The 19,494-nt window shown below is 68.5% G+C and carries 16 protein-coding genes and 1 pseudogene; 2 read left to right on the top strand and 15 right to left on the bottom strand.

Annotated features, from left to right (window positions below; genetic code table 11):
• Positions 1-479 precede the first annotated feature (479 nt).
• The 5 genes from E1294_RS43680 to E1294_RS43660 all read right to left on the bottom strand — a co-directional run bounded on the left by E1294_RS43680 (position 480) and on the right by E1294_RS43660 (position 2,388).
• Positions 480-896 carry a PPOX class F420-dependent oxidoreductase gene (locus tag E1294_RS43680; protein ID WP_132517289.1) on the bottom strand — a complete coding sequence of 139 codons (417 nt, stop codon included), beginning with the start codon at positions 894-896 and terminating at the stop codon, positions 480-482.
• A 98-nt stretch (positions 897-994) separates the two neighbouring features.
• A complete protein-coding gene (locus tag E1294_RS43675) occupies positions 995-1,303 on the bottom strand; it encodes an MmcQ/YjbR family DNA-binding protein (protein ID WP_220448279.1) in 309 nt (102 codons plus the stop codon).
• Positions 1,300-1,533, bottom strand: a complete 234-nt coding sequence (locus tag E1294_RS43670) for an MmcQ/YjbR family DNA-binding protein (RefSeq protein WP_132517285.1) — start codon at positions 1,531-1,533, stop codon at positions 1,300-1,302. The genes E1294_RS43675 and E1294_RS43670 overlap by 4 nt, the downstream gene beginning before the upstream one ends.
• Positions 1,534-1,746: 213 nt before the next feature.
• The gene (locus tag E1294_RS43665) at positions 1,747-1,998 is read right to left on the bottom strand and encodes a hypothetical protein (protein WP_132517283.1); all 252 of its coding nucleotides are present in this window, start codon (positions 1,996-1,998) and stop codon (positions 1,747-1,749) included.
• Between the two features lie 195 nt (positions 1,999-2,193).
• Positions 2,194-2,388 (bottom strand): hypothetical protein, encoded by a 195-nt coding sequence (locus tag E1294_RS43660; protein ID WP_132517281.1) that lies wholly within the window; start codon positions 2,386-2,388, stop codon positions 2,194-2,196.
• Between the two features lie 586 nt (positions 2,389-2,974).
• Here E1294_RS43660 and E1294_RS57580 point away from each other — a divergent pair.
• Complete coding sequence (locus E1294_RS57580) at positions 2,975-3,106, top strand: hypothetical protein (protein ID WP_281284600.1); 132 nt, start codon at positions 2,975-2,977, stop codon at positions 3,104-3,106.
• A gap of 129 nt (positions 3,107-3,235) precedes the next feature.
• Here E1294_RS57580 and E1294_RS43655 read toward each other — a convergent pair whose 3' ends face one another.
• The 10 genes from E1294_RS43655 to E1294_RS43610 all read right to left on the bottom strand — a co-directional run bounded on the left by E1294_RS43655 (position 3,236) and on the right by E1294_RS43610 (position 16,896).
• A complete protein-coding gene (locus tag E1294_RS43655) occupies positions 3,236-4,276 on the bottom strand; it encodes a LacI family DNA-binding transcriptional regulator (RefSeq protein ID WP_132517279.1) in 1,041 nt (346 codons plus the stop codon).
• Between the two features lie 5 nt (positions 4,277-4,281).
• Positions 4,282-8,199 carry a carboxypeptidase regulatory-like domain-containing protein gene (locus tag E1294_RS43650; RefSeq protein ID WP_132517277.1) on the bottom strand — a complete coding sequence of 1,306 codons (3,918 nt, stop codon included), beginning with the start codon at positions 8,197-8,199 and terminating at the stop codon, positions 4,282-4,284.
• Between the two features lie 93 nt (positions 8,200-8,292).
• On the bottom strand, positions 8,293-8,913 hold the full coding sequence (locus E1294_RS43645) for a cupin domain-containing protein (RefSeq protein WP_246083702.1): 621 nt from the start codon (positions 8,911-8,913) through the stop codon (positions 8,293-8,295).
• A gap of 98 nt (positions 8,914-9,011) precedes the next feature.
• On the bottom strand, positions 9,012-9,914 hold the full coding sequence (locus E1294_RS43640; protein ID WP_132517273.1) for a DUF6807 domain-containing protein: 903 nt from the start codon (positions 9,912-9,914) through the stop codon (positions 9,012-9,014).
• Positions 9,911-11,002: a Gfo/Idh/MocA family protein gene (locus tag E1294_RS43635; protein ID WP_132517271.1), complete on the bottom strand. Its 1,092-nt coding sequence runs from the start codon at positions 11,000-11,002 to the stop codon at positions 9,911-9,913. Before E1294_RS43635 ends, E1294_RS43640 begins: the two co-directional genes overlap by 4 nt.
• 22 nt (positions 11,003-11,024) lie before the next feature.
• Positions 11,025-12,308: an ABC transporter substrate-binding protein gene (locus E1294_RS43630; RefSeq protein WP_132517269.1), complete on the bottom strand. Its 1,284-nt coding sequence runs from the start codon at positions 12,306-12,308 to the stop codon at positions 11,025-11,027.
• 29 nt (positions 12,309-12,337) lie between these two features.
• Positions 12,338-13,165, bottom strand: coding sequence for a carbohydrate ABC transporter permease (locus tag E1294_RS43625; protein WP_132517267.1), 828 nt, complete (start codon positions 13,163-13,165; stop codon positions 12,338-12,340).
• Entirely contained in the window at positions 13,158-14,060 is a 903-nt protein-coding gene (locus E1294_RS43620) for a carbohydrate ABC transporter permease (protein ID WP_132517287.1), read from the bottom strand. The genes E1294_RS43625 and E1294_RS43620 overlap by 8 nt, the downstream gene beginning before the upstream one ends.
• Before the next feature lie 322 nt (positions 14,061-14,382).
• Positions 14,383-15,423: a LacI family DNA-binding transcriptional regulator gene (locus E1294_RS43615; RefSeq protein ID WP_132517265.1), complete on the bottom strand. Its 1,041-nt coding sequence runs from the start codon at positions 15,421-15,423 to the stop codon at positions 14,383-14,385.
• Positions 15,424-16,254: 831 nt separating this feature from the next.
• On the bottom strand, positions 16,255-16,896 hold the full coding sequence (locus E1294_RS43610; protein WP_132517263.1) for a response regulator: 642 nt from the start codon (positions 16,894-16,896) through the stop codon (positions 16,255-16,257).
• Between the two features lie 2,378 nt (positions 16,897-19,274).
• On the opposite strand from E1294_RS43610, the pseudogene E1294_RS43600 reads away from it, so the two are divergent.
• Positions 19,275-19,494: pseudogene (locus E1294_RS43600) on the top strand (hypothetical protein); the annotation flags it as partial.

The raw sequence follows: 19,494 nt of genomic DNA, 5'->3' as shown, positions 1-19,494 counted from the left end.
GGGGTGGTCGGGCGGGTCGAGGTCCGTGCGGTAGGTCAGGGTGACGGTCCGTCCCGCCCGCAGGATGGTGTTCTGATCACCAGCGAGCCGGGCACCGACCGCCCGGCCGTTGTCCATCACGACGTGGTCGACGAGAGTGTCCGCGCGGATCGTGAGGTTGGGGCGGCTGCGGGCACGGGCGAGGAAGCGTCAGGGTTGTGCTCCGGCGGACGCCGTCGACGCGGTTGACCGGTACCGGTCCGGGCGGCCCATCGGGGCCGGCCTGCAGCAGCAGTACCGAACGATCGGCCCTCTGGCTGAGCCGGTCGGCGAGCACTCCGCAGGCGCAACCGGCCCCGACCACGATCACGTCCCACTCCTGCACGTCCCCGCCTCTCTCCGGCTCCCTGGCGGTGCCAGGCCATCCTTGGTCTCGCGTGTGGTCGCCCGGGCTCATTGACGTCGGCGGCGCAGGGCACCGCCGTAGAGCGGGCGGTGTCCTATTCGGTGATTCCGGCGTAGGCGATGACCTTCCGGGGATGGAGCCGGACGACGACCTCGCCGGGCACACCGTTGCGCTTGCCGAGCTCCTCAGCCTGCTCTGGGCCCGCGTACCGGGCACCGGCGCGGGTGGCGACGTCGAGGAGTTCGTCGAGGTCCTCGCTCAAGGTCACCTCGCCGCGGACCTCGACATAGGAGAAGGGCGGGGCGTCGTCCTCGATGCAGATCGCCGCGCGCGGGTCGCGGCGCAGGCTGCGGACCTTGGCCGTCGTGCCGCCGCTGGTGAACAGGAAGTCCTCGCCGTCGAAGACGTACCAGACGGGCGTGATGTGGGGAGCGCCGTCGGCTCCCACCGTGGAAAATTTCCCGGTACGCGCGCCGCGCGTGACGAACTCGTGCCACTCCCGGGTCGTCATGGTGTGCACAGATGTTTCCCTTTCAGCGTTTGTCCGAGGGGGCCCTGGAGCCGTGGCCTGCGGGGCGCCGGCTGCGCGGCAGCGAGTCACAGACGAGCTCATAGGAGAGGGCGACCAGGTCCTGCGGTGATCTCTCGGCCGGCTGCCACCGAGATCCAGTGGGCCTTGTTCAGGTAGCGGCCCGGCGTGATCGACTCGTGCTCGCGTCGCAGGGACCGGCCGTGATCGGGTTCGGACTTCACGGTGATGATCCGTTCGTCCGGGTCGTCGGTGACGATCAAGAACACCTTTTCCGCCACCTTAAAGACGTCAAGCTTGTCGGTGAACGGCCGCCCGCTGCTCACACCCGGCAACGCGCCGGCCGCATCACGGGCGACGCGCTGCAGGCGGCTGCTGGTGATGGTCATCGCCGCGCCCGGTCCCCGGTGCGGCGGTCAAAGGCGCCCGGGTCGACGGGCCGCCAGGACTTGGGAAGGTTGCCCACCACCAGCCGGTAGGAATCGGTCACCAGGCCCTCGGCCTTGAAGACCTCCCAGTCGGGCCCGAACGGGTGGGTGAGCTCAGCCGCCGGCAGCCTCTCCGCACACTTCCTGGCGGTTCCTGCAAGGTCTTTCCTCTCATCACCGCACCTCCTCATCGGTCTCGAGCACAGGCCGAGGAGCGGGGCTATGTAACACACCATCACCCCGCGACCTCACTGTCCTGGCGCCGCCGGAGACGCCCTTGCCCACCAGGGCACATACCCGCCAGATGGCACGTCCGCATGGTCAACGAGTGATGCGTGCCCAAAAGATGCGCCACCGATCCGACAAGGTGGAGATCCTGGCACCCAGCCGTGACAGACGCCTTCTCAGCGATGCCAGCGGAAGCGAATATGGGCCACTGACCGCTCGTGCAGTTCCCGGAGGTCGTCAGGCGTGAGAACCAAGTCGCCGAAGGAGGTTGAACGGTACAGCTCACCCGGCCCCGCCAGGTGCTCCTCGACATCAGCGCTGGTCCACAGGGTGAGCCGCATGCTACCAGCCATGGATTGCAGCCCGTAGAACCATTTCTGACCACCCGCCGTGAGCGGGTGGCGGGTCCCCAGAATCCAGTCGGTCAACCCAGGAAGATCTCGCAAGCTGGCCTTGATAGGCTGCTCGATTTTGGCTCTTCTGGTGGCTCCGATGGCTCGTCCCGGCGGCAGCTCGTACCAGCGGCATTGCCAGCCGAACCAGCAGCCCGCCTGGCCGGGCAGGGGAGTGTAGCGACGGGCAGACCTCGGCAGATGAGACCATGATCTGGCTCACGCGTACCCTCACCGATCAGCGTCGCTGGGACGTGGACGTTGGGCTTCCTGCTCTGCGCTCGCGACGCGCTGCGAGCGCTCCTGTTTCCCGCGCTCGGCCGCCTCGAGGTCTGTCGTTGCCACAGCCAGCGCGATCTCAGCGTCCGTGGCGATGCGCTGGGCTGCCGACAACTCCGCGCGTACGCCCTTGAACTCCGCGCGCACCTCTTTGAGCTCGTCGCGTACGGCCTTGGTCTCCTGCCGGGCGTCCCGGGCGTCGGCCTGCGCCTGCTCGGCCCGGCGCTCCGCGCTCGGTCTCGGTCTCCTTCTGCCGTGAACTCGGCGATCTCGCCGCGGGCCGTCCAGTAGGGCGCTCGGTGAGCGTGCTGAGCTGCGCTGCTTGGGTCTCGAACTGGGTGCGCAAGGCTGCCTCGCGCTGCACGGCGGCCGTGCGCTCCTCCACCGCGCTGTCGCGCTCGCGCCCGGCCGCCTCCGCCGCGGCCTATGACCCGGGCCTCCCCTTCCTGCTTCGCCTCCTGGCGTGCCCCGCGCTCCTTCTCCAGCGCCGCGTCCGCCCGCTCGGCGGCCTGCTGAGCGCGCTCGTCGGCCTCGCGGACGCGCTCGTCCGCTTGGTCCGGCATGCTCTCTCGCCTCGGCCGCCCGGGCCTCGGCCTCGTGCTGTGCGCGCACCGCCGCGGCGCGCTTGCGGCGGTCCTCCTGCGCCTGCTCTTGGGCGCGGTCCCGGCGGGCCTCTGCGGCCGCCGCGATCACCTCCTGCTCGGCGGTCGGCGATCGCCTCCTCGGCGTCCCGGTGACGGCCAGGATCAAGGTGACCGGCCGGCCGCTCGAGTACCTCACCCAGGACATGGCCATCACGTTGGACACAGCGATCGCCGCCGTCGAGGATCTTCCTCCCAGCAACGGCCGGGCCGACAACACATGAGACGGGCAAGCGACGCCCCGTTGGCACAACAGCAGCCGAGGCGTTGGTGCTCGGCGTTGGGATGTCTCTCGGTCGTCGGCGCTTGCGCGAGAGGCGGTCACGTCCGCTCCCGTGGCCGGGGGCCGCCGATCAGGCGGATCGGCGCGGGGGTGTGCTGTCCCGGAGGACGACGCCGACCGGATGCCGCACCCCCGCCTCCCCGCCGTCGGACAGGGCCAGGCGCATCGCGCTCAGCCCTGCCTCCCGCAACGGGACCGCCACCGAGGTGAGCGGCGGCAGAACGTCCAGGGCCGGCTCGATGTCGTCGAAGCCCGCCACTGCGATGTCCGTCCCGGGCATCACCCCGGCGTCGCGGAAGGCCGTCATCGCGCCGATCGCCATCACGTCGTTGACCGCGAAGACCGCCTCCACGTCCTCGAACCCCCGATCCACCAGCCGCCGGGCCGCCTCGTAACCCCCCGCGCGGGTGAAGCCGGTCTCGATCGCGAGCGGCTCCGGCATCCCCGCCGCTGCCAGCTCCGCCAGAAAACCCTCGTACCGATCCCGCGACGTGCGGATCTCCGGCGCCGCGTGGAACACCGCGAACCGCCGGTAACCCAGGCCGAGCAGCGCGCGGGCCAGCTCGGCGGCCCCGCCCCGGTTGTCCACGGTCACCGTGGCGAACGGCAGATCCCGCTGGCTGATCAGCACAACCCGCCCTCCGGCCGTGCGGTATTCGGCCAGTTCCTCGACAAGCGCGTCCCTGACGCCCGCGCCCTCGATGCGGCTGCCGGCCAGGATAATGACGCGGGGGCGTTGCCCCCGGAGCGTCCTGACGATCTCCAGCTCCCGCTCCGGCGAGCCGTCGGCCACCGCCATGGTGACGATCAGGCCGGCCTCTTCGGTCGCCTGGACGACCCCGGCGGCGATGGCCGAAAAGTAGGGGTCGGCCACGTCGCGCACCACCAGCGCGACGGTCCTGGTCGACCCTCTGGCGATGGCCTGCGCTGACAGGTGCGGCTCGTAGTTGAGTTTGGCCGCCGCCGCCCGCACGCGGGAGACGTTCTCCGATCTGACATTGCGCGAGCTGCCGTTGAGCGCGCGCGACGCGGTGGCGATCGAGACTCCGGCTTCCCGGGCGACGTCGTGCAGGGTCGGGGGAGAGGAGGGGACCGTGGACCCGTCAGCCATGGCGGTCATTCTGTCACTACCAACAATGGTCGGCCCCTCGTCACGCCGGCCGCGTTCTCGAGCTCGGCGACGTAGGTGCGCTCGCCCGCCGGGCGGCTCCTGAGCACGGTCGCGGCGCTCTGAGCGGCCGGGGTGGCGGCGGCGAGCTCTTGGGAGTCGACCAGGACGCCGTCCTCATAGAGGCGGTAGACGGTGGCGTTGGTGCCCCACCACATGTTCATGCGGATCGTGTAGTCACCGTCGCGGTCCCAGTTGTCGCTGCTGAGCACCGGGGTGCCCGGGTTCGCCTGGGTCACCGCGACCTTGACGGACGTGGTGGCGGTGCGGCCGGCCTGGTTGAGCAGCTCGCCGGTGTAGACGTAGGTGCCGTTGATCCGGCCGGTGACAGGGACCGTGGCCTGCTGCGCGGCGGGGGTACGCGGTATCAGATCACGTCTGGCGATCTCCTTGCCGTTCTCGTACAGGATGAAGACGCTGGCGCTGACGCCGTACCAGAGATTCATGGTCACGTCATAGGTGCCGCGTTTCCAGGGTCCGGTGGCCGCGAGCGTGCCACGGGCGGGGGGCTTGGTGGCGCCGTCCGGTGGCAGCTCGGGCTCCGGACGGGTGACTTTGACAAGGTAGGTCGCATCCGCGGTGCCGTCCTCGGAGACCACCTTGATGGCGACCTCGGTATCGCCGACCGGGATCGGGATCGTCGGTGAGGCGGTGCCGTGCTGGACCGGCTGACCCTGGACGGTGACGGCCGCCTTCGGGTTGAGCGCAGTGGGCGTGAACGTGATCCGGTCGCCTGGGATGGTCAGGGCGTACGCGTGGACGTCGGGGTCGAAGGCGGGCTCGAGCGTGCCCGCGCCGGGGACGAGGGCGGACAGGGTGGTGTCCAGGGCGATGGAACCGCGCTTGATCCGCAAGGTGTGGGTGAGCTCGGTACCGTCCTCGGCTGTGACCACGATGGCCACCTCGGCGTCCGTGTCGCTGAGCACGATCTTCCGGGTGGCCTGGGCGCCGTCCGCGCGTTCACCGTCGATGGCCACTGACCTGGCGAACGGGCTGCGTGCCACGGCGGTCACCGTCACCTCCGACACGCGTGCGGGCACCTCCAGCAGGCCTCCGGCGGGCGTGCCACGGTCGGTGTCCAGGCTGAGGAGGCTGGCGTCGTCGCGAGCCAGCCCGACGCCCTGCGAGACGCGGATGTCGTCGAGATCGATGCTGCCGTAGTTGGTGCTGGTGGCGCTGTAGTCGAGCTTGGCGACGGCGTCGGCGGCGGTTCTGAAGGCGGCTCCTTCGAGCACCTTGCGGCCGTCGATCAGCAGATCGAAGCGCTTGTTGACGGTGTCCATGACGGCGGCGACGCGGTACCAGCGGCCCGGCTCGTAAGCGCCGACGGTCTTCGTCGTCGTGCCTACGTAGGCGACGATCGTGTTCTTGGTGAAGGCGAGGCTGACCGCGTTCTGGCCGCTCGCGTCCTTGACGTAGGGCACCGACCACCAGTGGTTGCCGGAGGAGTAGGGCCGCTCGCTCCTGACGTTCGTCTCGACGGTCACGATGCCCTTGAGCACGACATCCCGGGTGAGGTTGGTGACGCCGCTGTTGACCGTGCGGGTGAGCCGGGCGCTCCTGTCACCCTCCACCTCGACGACCTCGGCGCTGCCGCCCGCGCCGCTGACCGTCAGACCGTCACCGCTGGTCAACGGGCCGATGGGCAGGTCATCGAAGTCATGGACGGCCACGTAGCCGGGCACGGGACGGACCAGGAGCACCGCGCCCGCGTCGGACACGGTGGCCGCCTCGATCCTCGGGGCCGTCGTGGTCTTCGCCACGAAGCCTTCGGCGGTGACGCGCAACGTGTAACCCTCACCGATCGGCACGTTCTCGGCCGAGAAGGCACCCTCGGGGCCGCTTGTGGTTGTGGCGAGAGTCTGGTCGCCGTCCTGGACGGTGACGGTGGCGCCGGGCAGCGGCTGGGCGGCCTGGTCCAGCACGCGGCCGGTGATCGTGCCGACCGTGCTGGTCGAGGCCATGGTGAGCGCGATGGTGGTCGCGTTGCCCGGCCGTACGTTCACCGTGGCCGTGGCAGTGGCGTAGCCGTTCCTGGTCGCGGTGACCTCGACGCCGTCGGCGAAGGGCAGGTTCCCGATCGCGAACCGGCCGTCGGCGCCGGTGGTGGCCCTGAACTCGCCGATGGCCACTGTCGCGCCCGTGACAGGGGTGCCCGAGGGGGTGCGGACGGTACCGGTGACGGACTCGGTGGTGGCGTTGTCCGGGGTGGTGTACTCGAAGGCGCCGATGTCGGGGGCGCCGTTGTAAAGAGTCGCGCCGGCGTAGTCGCGGCCGCCGTTCCCGGTGATCTCCGTGCTCGCGTCGATGGCGTACGAGCCGGAGGTGACGCGCAGGCCGTACGCCGTCTCCAGAGCGGGGCCCGTCTCCGGGGTGCCGTAGGGGCCGTCGAGCGGAGCCTTCGCGAACCGTGGGTCGGCCGTGACCACCGCGTTCCTGTCGCCGGGCGGCACCGTGAGGGCCGCGCCGCTGTAGAGGTTGTGGCTGTAGACGATGGTCGGGCTGGTCGTCAGCACTGCGCCCGCCCTGGTCGAGTGGAGCAGATTGCCGGTGATGTCGTAGCGGGAGTTGAGATAGCCGCCGTACCCGTAGATGAGGTGGTCCGACCTGTCGTTGTAGATCGTATTGTTGTAGATCTTCGCGGTGGCGGCGCTGTCCGAGTGCAGATAGATCTGGTAGCGGGTATTGCTCGCGATGACGTTGTTCCTGACCACGGCGTCGCCGAAGCCGAACTGGCACAGCAGCACGCCGTCGCCGTTGCCGTGCAGATAGTTGTACTGGATGACCTGCCGGGTGGTGCCCTTGTCCGGGTCGATGCCGTTGGAGTCGGCGCCACCGGCTTTCCGCTGCGTCTCGTACACCTCGTTGAACTGGAACGTTACGTCGTCGGCGTAGTACGTCTCGATGCCCGAGGTGCCGGTGCGGTAGACGACGTTGCGCTCGACCAGGGCGCCGCGGACGTTGGTCAGGTACATGCCGTTGCACCCGTACGCCGTTCCGGCCTGGGTGATGTGGTTGTTCCTGATGATGATGTTCGTGTGCGGAGCGAACTTCGGATCGTCCCTGTTCTTGCGGCTACCCCAGCCGGTGGGCTCGGCGATGATCTCGCCCGCCTCGTTCCTGCCGTCGCCGGTGTACTGCTTGAACACGATGCCGGCGAACGACGTGTCGGCGATCGTGGAGTTCTGGATCACCACGTCGTTGAGCACGGTCGCGTGCTCCGGCGGGGCGCCGATGTCGGGCACCGTCGTGTCGAACACGATGCCGCCGGTCTTCTTCGAGCCGTCCCAGCCGGTCTGGAAGCGGATGCCGGGCGCGTTGTTGTCCACGCTGCCGCCGATCCAGTTGACCTGTCCGGTGACATCGTGCACGGCCACGCCGTCGATGACGAAGCCGTCGAGGGTCTGGCCGTTGTCGCCGGAGACGTGGATGCCGCGCAGGTCACGCAGGTTCGCGCCCGGGGTGCCGGTGGCCGGGACCTCGTTGGTCACCTCCAGGTTGCGGATGGTCCAGAACTCCTGGTTGAACAGCCGCACGGCGTCGCCCACCTGGCCCGCGGCGTCGATGCGCGGCTTGGCGCCCTCGCCGTAGCGGTCGATGGTGATCGGGGCGCCGCTCTCGCCCGAACCCTTGGGCCAGAGTTGCTGCCCGCTCCACCGCTGCCCGGCGCGCAGCAGGATGCGGTCGCCGGGCTCGAAGGTGGTGCCGCTGACCTTGGCCAGCGACTTCCAGGCCTGCGTTTCGTCCAGCCCGGAGGCGGAGTCGTCGCCGCCGGTCGCGTCGACGTAGTAGGTCGTGCCGACCTCGGCGACGAGGGAGGTGGTGCCCGCCTCCGCGGCGGCGGGGTGTGCGAGAGATGTGATCATAAGGGTCGCCGTCAGCAGGCGCAGCAGAGTCGAGCGGGCAGGGGGCATGGCCGTGCTCCTCATCAGGGAGTGGGCGCGGACGCCGGCGGGAGGTCAGCTCGGTTCGGGAGTGTGCACGATGGGATGGGCGACGTCGTGGGCGCGCAGGTGCCCGCACATTCCCCACCGCTCGTGCGGCGGGCTCTCCATCAGGGCCGAGCGCAGGAGGTGCGTGGCGTCGCCGCGTTCGAGGGCGTCGAGGATCCCGGCGGTGCGGCGGGTCTCCTGGGCGACCGTGCTCTCCCAGATGCCGCGCCACCGCACCGCCTTGGGACGGACGAGGGTGACGGCGCTGTCGTAGAAGGTCCTGAGTGCCTCGTGGCCGCCGCCGGCGAGCCGCAAGAAACCCTCGACGGCCAGATCGCGCCGCCGCTCGACCGCTTTGCCGACGTCGTCCGGCGGCAGGGTCGCGGCCTCGCGGTATCGCTCCGGGTCGGCCACGATTTCGGGCGGGAACGTCATGACCGCGTCGCCGGCCTCGGGCAGTCCGGCGTTCGACATGACGACCACGACCTCCAGGCCGCCGCGGTTGACGGCACGGTGGATGGTGCCGGGCGTGAACCACACGGTCGAGCCGGGGCCCAGTTCGGTCTCCCGCAGTCCGTGCGCGTCCAGCGTCTGCAGCGTGCCGCGCCCCGCGACCACAACGTACGCCTCCGTGGAGGCCGTGTGCACATGAGGCGTGCCACCTTCCAGGCTGTCGGCGCAGGTGCTGCCCGAATAGACCGAAAGACGGCTGACGGACGTGCCTCCGGGAAACGTCCCAGAGAATGTCATCGCAGCGCTTCCCTACCTTGCTCGGCCAGCAGCGCGCTGCCCTTCTCGTCCCGATCGCCGTCGGCGATCACGACCGCGTACCGGAAGCGCATGGTCTCGCCGCCGGGCAGCGGCACCTCCTCGCTGAAGAACGGCGCCGGGTTCAGGCAGGCGAAGTCGTCGGTGCGGGCGAACCACTGCGGCGGGTGCTGCGGGTTGGCGGTGTCGTCCACGATGACGATCGTCGAGCTTTCGCCGGTCTCGTCGTGTTTGCCGCGGAAGCCGAACCACTCGGCGCGCCGGCCGCGCAGCTCGTCGCCGCCCGCCCCGTCCGGGGACTGGATGACGCCGTCGGTGAACGAGCGGGGGCCGCGCCAGAACAGGCCGCCGTAGCCGGCGTTCTCACGGCCCTTGGTGGTCGGGGAGCCGAAGTCGATGGTGGCGCCGGACACGTTCGTCATGGCCGTCTCGAAGACCAGCGCCCAGGTGGCCTCGTCCACGAGCGTCGCGGTCAGGGAGCGCCGCTCCTCGATGACGGGCGCGCCCGCCTGGGAGGCCCAGTCGAGGGCGTGCCCGATCACGACCCGGTCGCCGTCCGCCAGCAGCGTGGTCATCTCGCGGTGGATGGCACTGCCGTTGTTGTCGAGCGGGACGTACTCGCCCTCGACGTACGTGGGCCCGCCCCAGAAGTTGTGCTCGCCCACGTGCGGCAGCGACCAGGCGATGCCCTTGTGCCAGACGTGGTCGTGCGGCCGGAACAGCGATACGAGCGCGCCGCCGCGGGTGCGAACGGGGTGCACGTATGGCTTGGGCGACTCCAGCACCGGCGTGTCCGGACTGTAGACGTACGTGAACAGCTCCACGTCTCCCGCGCTGACGGCGACGGACTTCCCGATCGCGTGGACAGCGTGCAGGGTCATGCGTTCCTCCATCGGGCGCCCGTGCCGTCCATGCGCTGGGCGAACGGGCTGTCAGCGGTGATCTGGCCGCTGCGGACGCGCTCGCCGGTGAAGGCGGAGGCGTAGAGCGCGGCGATGAACTCCATGGTCCGGCGGGCGTCGGCGGTGGTGACGGGCGGAGCCTGGCCCTGGTCGAGCGCGTCGAGCACGGCGGCCAGCCAGCTCGCGTGCCCGCTGGACTCCTCCGACCGGTCTTTGACCCACAGGGCCTGAACGTCCTCGTGGCCAGGCGCCGGGGTGACGGTCCAGTCGTCGTCGGTGTAGCCGTACAGGTGCTCGACCTCGACCGTGCCGCGCTCACAGTCGAAGCGCAGCTCGGACGTCTGCCTCGGGGATACGACCGAGTTGACGACCGCGGCGAGCGCGCCGTTCTCGAACGTCACCAGCGCCATCGACACGTCCTCGGTCTCCACCGAGCGGGCCTGCCGGCCGGCCACCGCCGTGATCTCGCTCCACGGCCCGAGCACCGACAGCAGCAGGTCGAACTGGTGGATGCCGTGTCCCATCGTCGGGCCGCCGCCCTCCGACTCCCACGTGCCGCGCCACGGCACCGCGTAGTAAGCCTCGTCGCGGTACCACTGTGTGGCACAGGTGGCCAACAGCGTCCGGCCGAGCTCGCCGGCCTCCTGCAGGCGGCGCAGCCGTACGGCTCCCGGGCCGAAGCGGTGCTGCAGCACGGTCGCCACGTACGCGCCGGTACGCCGCTCGGCCTCGATGAGCGTGTCGAACTCGGCCAGCGACAGCGTCGGCGGCTTCTCGACCAGGGCTGTCACCCCGGCCTCCAGGCACGTGACGGCCAGCGGTGCGTGCAGCCGCGGCGGCGTGCACAGGTGCACGAAGTCGAGTTCCTCCGCGCGCAGCAGCTCCTCCGCGCTCCCGTAAGCGCGAGCCCTGCCGTACCCGGCGGCGAACTCGCCCGCCCGCCCGGCGTCCACGTCGGCCACAGCCACGAGGCTCACCCGGCCCGCCGCGTCCTGAAGCGCGCGAGCGTGGGCGTGGGCGATTGCTCCGGTCCCGATGATCGCGGCCCGGTAGTTGCGTTCAGACATGTGTTCCTTCGCTAGAGGGAGGTCAGGCACCGTCGATCTCGGCCTGGAGCTCGGTGATGAACGCCTTGGCCGCCTGTTCCGGCGTCTGCCGGTCGAACAGCACCTCCTCGGTGTGCCGCTTGATGATCGCCTCGATGGAGCTGGCGCCGTTCGGGGTCACGCGGGGGGCCGTGCCGATCTTGAGCGCGTCGAGGTACTCGACCGCCGCCTTGTCCGTCTCGCTGAGCTTCGGAGTGATCGTGGCGCGGATCTTCTTGTTGGCCGGGACACCACGGTCGGTCAGCAGGATGTCGGCCGCCTCCTGGCTGTTGGCCAGGAAGTCCACGAACAGCGCCGCCTCCGCCGGATGCTTGCTGCGCGAGGAGACCGACCAGTACATCGAGGGCTTGAAGTACGCGCCCGGGGAGGACGCCTGCGACTCGCCGGGCAGCCTGAGCAACTTCAGGTTCTGGCCGCTGGCCGCCGTGAGCGACGTGAGCTGGGTGTTCCACCAGGTGGCGAAGACCGAGGCGTTGGTGGCGGTGCCCGACTGATCGAGCGAGCCGCCGGCCCGCTCGATCGTCACCGACGGCGCCGGGGCCGCTCCGGACTTGGCCAGATCCTTGATGTAGCTCCAGTAGCCCGCCAGCACGCTCTCCGGCACGGCGACCTTGCCCGCCTCGTCGAACAGCGCCGCACCCTGCTGGCGCACCCAGATGTTCATGCCGCCCGCATCGAAGCCGAAGGACTGCACACCGGTGATCTTGCCGCCCCCGGCCTTGGACACCTCCTCGCCGGTCTTCTTCAGGTCCTCCCAGGTCCAGGTGTTGTCGTCGGGCAGCTTGATCTTGAGCTGATCGAGCAGGTCGGTGTTGGCGACGATCGCGTACGCACTCAGGCCGACGGGCAGCCCGTACTGCTTGCCCTCCACCACACCCGTGTCCAGAGCGGTCTTGTCGAAGTCGGCGGTTTTGAGATGCTGGGCAGCGGTGCCGAGGTCGAGCAGGGCGCCGCGCTCGGCGTACGAGGCGAGGTAGAGCTCGTCCATCTGAATGACGTCCGGGGCGTCGTTGGCGGCCACGGTCGTCGCCAGGCTCTCCCAGTAACCGTTCCAGTCCTTGAACTCACCCTTGACCGTGATGTTCGGGTGCTTCTTCTGGAACACGTCAATGACCTGCTGGGTGCGCTTGTGCCGTTCGTCGGCGCCCCACCAGGTGAAGCGGATGGTCACCGGGTCCTTGGACAGTTCCTGGCCCGCGCTGCCGCCACCACTGCCGCAGGCGCTGAGCAGGAGTGCCGCCGCGGCGGCAAGGGCGATTCTTCTCATGGTGATTCCTGTTCGCGGGGGAGAGGGGTTTACTTGCCGCCGGTGGTGGCGATGCCTCGGATGAGGTAGCGCTGGCCGACGAGGAAAGCGAGGAAGACCGGCAGCAGGGAGACCACGCTCATCGCGAACATGGATCCCCACGAGGTGGACACGGTGGCGTCCACGAACGAGCGCAGCGCCACCGGAACCGTGTACATCTCCGGGTCGGTCAGGTAGATGAGCTGGCTGAAGAAGTCGTTCCAGGTCCAGATGAAGGTGAAGATCACCGTGGTGGCCAGGGCCGGCAGCATCAGGGGCAGGATGATCCGGACGAAGATCCGGGCGTGGCCGCAGCCGTCGATCCTGGCCGCCTCATCCAGCTCGCGCGGCAGCCCGCGGATGAACTGCACCATGAGGAAGACGAAGAACGCGTCCGTGGCCAGGAATTTTGGCACGACCAGCGGCAGAAACGTGTTCACCCAGTCGAGATGGGAGAACAGGATGTACTGCGGCACGATGATCACATGGATCGGCAACATGATCGTGCCCAGCATGATGGCGAACCACAGGCGCTTGCCGGTGAAGTCCAGACGGGCGAACGCGTAGGCGGCCATCGAGCAGGACACCAGGTTGCCGATGATGCAGGCCAGCACGAGAATCGCCGAGTTGGCCATGTAGTGGCCGAACGGGGAGGCCAGAGCGTTCCAGCCCTCGCCGTAGTTCTGCACCTGCAGGCTGTCAAGGATCAGGCCGGGGCGGTGGAAGATCTCGCTGTTGGGCCGCAGGGAGCTGACCACCATCCACAGCACCGGGTACAGCATGACCAGGGCCAGCAGGAGGAGGGCGGCGTGCTTGACCGCCTTGCGAAGGTTAGTCATCGTAAACGACCCAGAATCGGGCGGCCCAGAAGTTGACCGCGGTGAACCCGGCGATGATCACCAGGAGCAGCCAGGCGAGCGCTGAGGCGTACCCCATGTCGAAACTGCCGAACCCGCGTTGATACAGGTAGAGCGTGTAGAACAAGGTGGAGTCCGACGGGCCGCCGCTGCCGCCCGAGACCACGAACGCCTGCGTGAACGACTGGAAGGCGTGGATGATCTGCAGGACCAGGTTGAAGAAGACGATCGGTGACAACAGCGGGATCGTGATCCTTCTGAACTGCGTCCACTTGCCGGCGCCGTCGGTGGCAGCGGCCTCGTAGTACATGGCCGGAATTTGCCGCAGGCCGGCCAGGAAGATCACCATCGGGGCGCCGAACGTCCACACGTTCAGGACGATCAGCGTCGACAGAGCCGTGCCGGGGTCGGAGATCCACCCCCGTCCCTCGACACCGAACACGGCGAGCACCTGGTTGACCAGGCCCTCAGCGCCGAAGATCTGCTTCCACAACACCGCGATGGCCACACTGGAGCCCAGCAGGGACGGTAGGTAGAACGCCGAGCGGTAGAACGCCAGGCCACGCAGTCCCCGGTCGAGCAGCAGCGCCAAGCCGAGGGCGCAGGCGAGCTGGAGTGGGACGGAGACGACGACGTAGACCAGCGTCACACCGAGCGCGTGGTGCAGGCGGGTGTCGCTCAGCATGCGGGTGAAGTTGTCCAGGCCGTTGAACTCCGGCGGCTGGATCAGGTTGTAGTCGGTGAAGCCGAGCACGAGGGAGGCCACGATCGGGCCTGCCGTGATGAACAGCAGGCCGGCGAACCAGGGGGCCAAGAACACGAAGGCGGCCTTGTTCTCCTTCTTGCCGCCGAGGGTTCCGCCGCTGCCTCTGCGCATGCGCTGCAACTCGCCGAGAGCGGTCACGCGGGCCTCCTCGACGCGATCATCCGTGACCTCCTGTCACCAAGGGCGGGGCTAAGGCCGCCTTGGGAAAACGTATTCCGCAGTTTGCACGGGCGTTACGCGAGCGTCAAGAGTGGTGCCGCCGCCATCAGCGGAGTGTGAGCATCCCTAGGAGTGGGCTGACGAGCGCCGATGCCAGCCCACAGGGGCTCTTGGCCTCGCGGGCCGCACCGGATCGTGTCTCGGACGGCGGTGCGCCGCCGTCTCGACAGCAGTTACAGATTGGCGAAGGAGTCAGTCAGCAGAGCGTCCGTCGTCATGGACGATCAGCGGCGGAACAGGTGCTGTCGCGAACGAGCAAGCGGCCGTCCACACTCATCCGGCGACCCGTCCCGCCCTCGCCCAGCACGATGCGGATCGCCTCCGTCCCGGCCTGTGCCAGGGGCAGCGCCACCGTCGTCAGACGCGGCGTCACATCATAGGCGAGCGGTATGTCGTCGGCCCCCGTCACGGAAACGTCGCCGGGCACCGCGAGACCGACGGCGCGAAATCCCTTGAGCGCTCCGATGGCGACAATGTCATTGACTGCGAGAACCGCCCGCACGCCGTCCATTCCCGATTCGGCCAGCCGGCGCGCGGAATCGAATCCGCCGCGGCGGCTGACCTCGCAGGCAACGACCTGGATATCCCGTTCGTCGACACCCCCGGCACGCAATCCCGCTATGAATCCGGCGGTGCGGTCGGCCATGTTGCGCAGATTCCTGTCACCGGCCAATATCGCCACCCGGCGATGCCCGATTTTTGCGATGAAGGCGCCCATGATCTGCCCGACCCGGAAATTGTCGAAGCCGATCGAGTCGAATGTCATGTCCGTCTCGCCGACGATCACGACCCGCCCGCCCTCGCGTTCGTACGCCCGTAGCTCCTTCGACAGCCGGACCTCGGCCTTCTCCGCCAGAAACCGGTTCGAGGTGACCACGAGCGCACGCGGGCGCAGCGACCGCAGGACTCGGACGGTCTCGGACTGGCGCTCCGCGACACCCATGGTGGCCGACACGGTGACGAACGCCCCGGCCGAACGCGCCTCGCGCTCCATCGCGGCCACCACCAGGCCCATGGACGGCGTCGTGAGATCGTCGGCCACGAGCGCGATCGAGTCGCTGGCCCGGCGCATCGCTCGCGCGGATGCGTCCGCCGTGTAGCGCAGGGCCGCCGCTGCTGCCAGGACGCGGGCCTCGTACTCGGGGGCGACCTTCCTCGCGCTGCCGTTCAGGACCCGCGACGCAGTGGAGATCGACACCCCGGCCACCGCGGCCACGTCATGCAGCGTGACGGTGGGCCTCGCCGCATGCGGCATTCTGTTATCCCTTTCGAAGGCTACCGGTCATGAAGAGTACCGCCATTGCCTTTTTGGATCACCGAGGGACGTCGTCCGGACTGTCCAGGTTGGAGATCAAACAGACGACCGCGTAGGGCAGTCCCGATGTGACGCACGTCGTTGCCGCCTGCGCCAACGTATCGCGTGGCCCATGGATAGGCGGCGCCGTGCGGGTCAATGCGAGCCTGATGCGCCCCTCTCGCCCATTCCTCCGCAGGTCGTATGCCAGCCACCTGGGTGGGTGGACGCGGCGGACGGGTGCCGAACGTTGGCTGGCGCGTCCTCCAGGTTCCACGCAAGATCGTGCCGTCCCGGTAACTGCAGTAGGTGTGCGTTCAGGATAACGGCTCCGGCCGCCGTCAGAAGGCGTGTCACCAGCCCCAAGCGCGATGGTCCCGGCCAGTTCGTCGCGGCGCTGCTCGGCCTGCTGCAACCGCTCGGTCAGCACACCCAGCTCGCCCTCCGCTCGGCCAGCGCGGGCCATGAGCGTCGAGGACAAGGACTGAGCTTAACGGGTCCGACCGGTTGTCATCTTCCCCCACATCGGAGCCGCCATGTGGGGCAAACCCGCGCAACGCTGCAACGTCGCCCGTATACGCGAGGACGGCAACCACGTCGTCGATCCCGTCCTGCGCCTGCCTGGGCATCAGGCTGATGCGCTTGCCGCAGGAAGGGGAGATCGAACGCTGCTGGCGCAGCCTGCGCGCCCGGTTCCAGGTCGAGATCGAGCCCAACGTGGACGCAGACGGCCAGCTCATCGGGCAGCTCTGAGCGCCCCGGACTGGAGGTCATCCTTATCGGACGTTGAGCTCACTCTCCCAGACCGTGACGGTAGGCATAGGTAACGGCCTGGGCGCGGTCTCGCAGGCCCGCCTTGGCGAACAGGTTGTTGATGTGTGTCTTGACGGTGGCCGCCGAGATGAAGAGCTCACCGGCGATCTGCGCGTTCGACCTGCTCGCCGCGATCAGCCGCAGTACCTCGGCCTCGCGCGGAGTCAGGCCGTCGGGAGAATCGCTGGATCGGTGGGCCCGTCCGGCGACCTCCTCGGCCAGCCGCCGTTGCACCTCGGGATCGAAGTGCGCCTGCCCACCGGACACGGTGGCGATGGCCCTGGCCAGGGTCTCGGCGTCGGTATCCTTGGTCAGGTAACCGCGTGCCCCGGCGCGCAGCGCGGCGAACACCGATTCGTCGTCGGAGTAGGTCGTCAGCTCCACCACCTGGATGCCGGGATGGGAGGCGCGGATCCTGCGGGTCGCCTCCACTCCGTCCATCCTGGGCATCCGCAGGTCCATCAGCGCCACGTCGGGGATCTTCGAAGCGGCCAACCGTACCGCCTGCTCGCCGTCGGCGGCCGTGCCCGCGACCTCCACATCGGGCAGCAAGGCGAGCAGCAGCACCAAGCCTTCCCTGACCACTGTCTGGTCGTCGGCCACCAGTACCCGCACGGTCACGACGCCGCCCCCGCAGGCAGCCGCAGCAGGACACGGAAGCCGTCGCCCTCCGGGCCGGTGGTGAGCGAGCCACCGAGCAGCTCGGCGCGTTCCCGCATGCCGACCAGGCCGTAACCGGCGCCGTCCTGCGCCGGCGCCAGCTCAGAACCTCTGGTTTCGATGTCACCTCAACCTTACGACACGTCTTCAGCGGTTTACTTTCGTTCGCCTTCTCGGACCATACCTGCCACGTCCTAGCGCGGCTTTTCCGTAACGCTTACCACAACAGTCTTCAACTAACGCAGCTTACGGTGGTTTGAGGCCTCCGCCTTGCCCGGCGATTTCGGAGGGCCTTCCTCCATCTCCAGCACAGCATGACAATTCAGAAGCTCTGGCTTCTACCTCATCACCTCTTCATTCTCTTCGGGACACACGGGTTGCCTGGTACAACGAGACGAGGCCCCACTCATTCTGTGGTAATATTCCGCCGAAGGAGTACGAGGACGCCTTCTATAAGGCGCAGGAATCAGCTACGTCATTCGCAAGTTCGCAGGAATCGCAGCCTCCAAGATTCCCGGGGCGGTCCAAGGCATTCCGCGCTTGCGTTCCTGGCGAGCCGCCAGCTGACCCGACAGCGAACAAGATCCCCGACAGAGTCAAGGTGGGGAGATGCATCTGCGAGGCGTTACGAGCAGTGTGATCGCTAACATTGAGACGGTCGATGCTCGTCGCCTAGCACCGCGCCATGTCCGGACATCGGTCACTTCCGAGCCCAGGAAACGCCGGCTCAGAAAGGCGCGGGCCGGAGTGGTCATGGCCACGAGGCCGCGCCCGAGGCGATCCGCTTTGATGCGTGGAGTGGCGGCGGCAGGGGAGGCCGGGAGCGCGCACGCGAGCGCGGCCAGGATCGTGAGGGCTAAATGGGCGGGGCGCATGGGGAGCTCCTGGGGTGTCGAGTAATTAAAACGATATAATCACTGCGAGGGTAAGAGCGTAGGCATCGGCCGTCAAGGCTGCGGTTTCCCGCCCCTTGAAGTGCTTCGGCTCGGCTCGCCGCTCCCTTCGCTTCGTGGTCGAGACTCACGCAAAGGCAGAGGGCTTCCATGGCAACCTGCGTCCGGCATCGACGGATCTTCCGAGGTGGCGAGCGTGAGGAGGCAGTCCCATGTCAGGGCTGCTCCCTGGCCGGCTGAACCGGTTGCTGCGGAGTGCTGACCTCCCCGCCGCCAACACCCGGACATCCTCTGGTTCGCCGTCTGCCACCTCCGTACGCACCGACGAAGGGACGCCTGAAACTTTCACGGGGACACCCCGAGGAGTCGCATTGTCTGGGAGCGTTCACAGGACGAAGTATGGCCATTTCGTCGCGGGTGGCGGTTCGGCTTTTTGCCATCTGGTCGTCTACCTCGGATTTCAAATTAGGCTCTTTCGATTCGTCAGGTTGTGCGTTACCGTGCACGTTCACAGAGTCCCTTCCAGTCTGTGAGGAGGACATGTGGCCGCATCCCCCGCCTTACCTGTGGCTTCGCATCCCATCCCCGCTACTCCCCGTAGCCGCAGAACATGCGGCGATTCGACGTCCACCTAACCGCGACCGTCCACACCGGGCCCGGCACCGCGCACCGGGCCGGTTCATGCGACTGGACGCTCACTCGCAACCGAAGGCACGAGTGCCGTAGGGCCTGTGGCCATGCCCATCCACCATGGCCACAGCCGGCGGCCCCGTGTCGGCAACTGCTGTGATCCGTGCTTCTGACCTCTGTCTCGGCCATCGAGCATCCGGGTCGGACATGGATGAGCCCTCTTCGCAGATCCCACACGAGGAGTCAGCATGTCGATGCAAGGACGTACGTTCCTGCGGCTGAGCGCCGCCGGAGCGGCGGCCGCTGAGAGCGTGTCCCTCCTCGGTGCCTGGCGAGCGGACGCAGCCCAGGCCGGCGCCGTCCGGGTCGCGCCGACAACACCGTTCGCCGTGGGTGTGCGTCAGGACAACTGGACCCGTGGGAGCCGCCGGCTGACCACCGTCGCTGCGGGGATCTTCCCAGTCCGGGAGTTCATGAACGGCTACGGCAGCAGCCCGCAGAACTCCCTGGCGATCATCCGACCTCTCGCAGGGGCCCCGCACTTCGCCAACCTCAGCATCGAGGGCGTCTCCAACGGCAGCCCGTCCAAGGACCTCTCCGAAGTCATAACCCGGACGCTGGCGCTGAACACTGCCGGTGACCCGTTGGCCGGCCACATCGACACCGTGGCCCGGTGCGGGCGTGCCCGGCCACTCGATGGGCGGTATGACCACCCACGGGCTGCTCACCGCCTGGCCCGACTCCCCGGATCAAGGCAGCGATCCCGATGTCCTGTTCCCCAACGTCTGACGGAGTCCCGTGATGAAAGCATGTAGCTTGGTGGCACGTGCCGCCCTGGTCGCGCCTGTCGTGGTGGGTGCCACCGCGCTCGTTGCCACGTCCGCGACGGTCAGCAACGCGGCGGCCGGAGCCGTCTACTACGTCGCCCCGAACGGCAGCGACAGCGCCTCGGGAACGCAGGCCGCTCCGTGGGCCTCCATTGCCCGTGCGCAAGCGGCCGCCCAGCCCGGGGACACGGTCTACTTCCGAGGCGGCA

Origin of the sequence: Nonomuraea diastatica, assembly GCF_004349015.1 — a bacterium.
GTDB classification, from domain to species: Bacteria; Actinomycetota; Actinomycetes; order Streptosporangiales; family Streptosporangiaceae; genus Nonomuraea; species Nonomuraea diastatica.
This window is presented reverse-complemented; position numbering and strand designations above follow the sequence as displayed.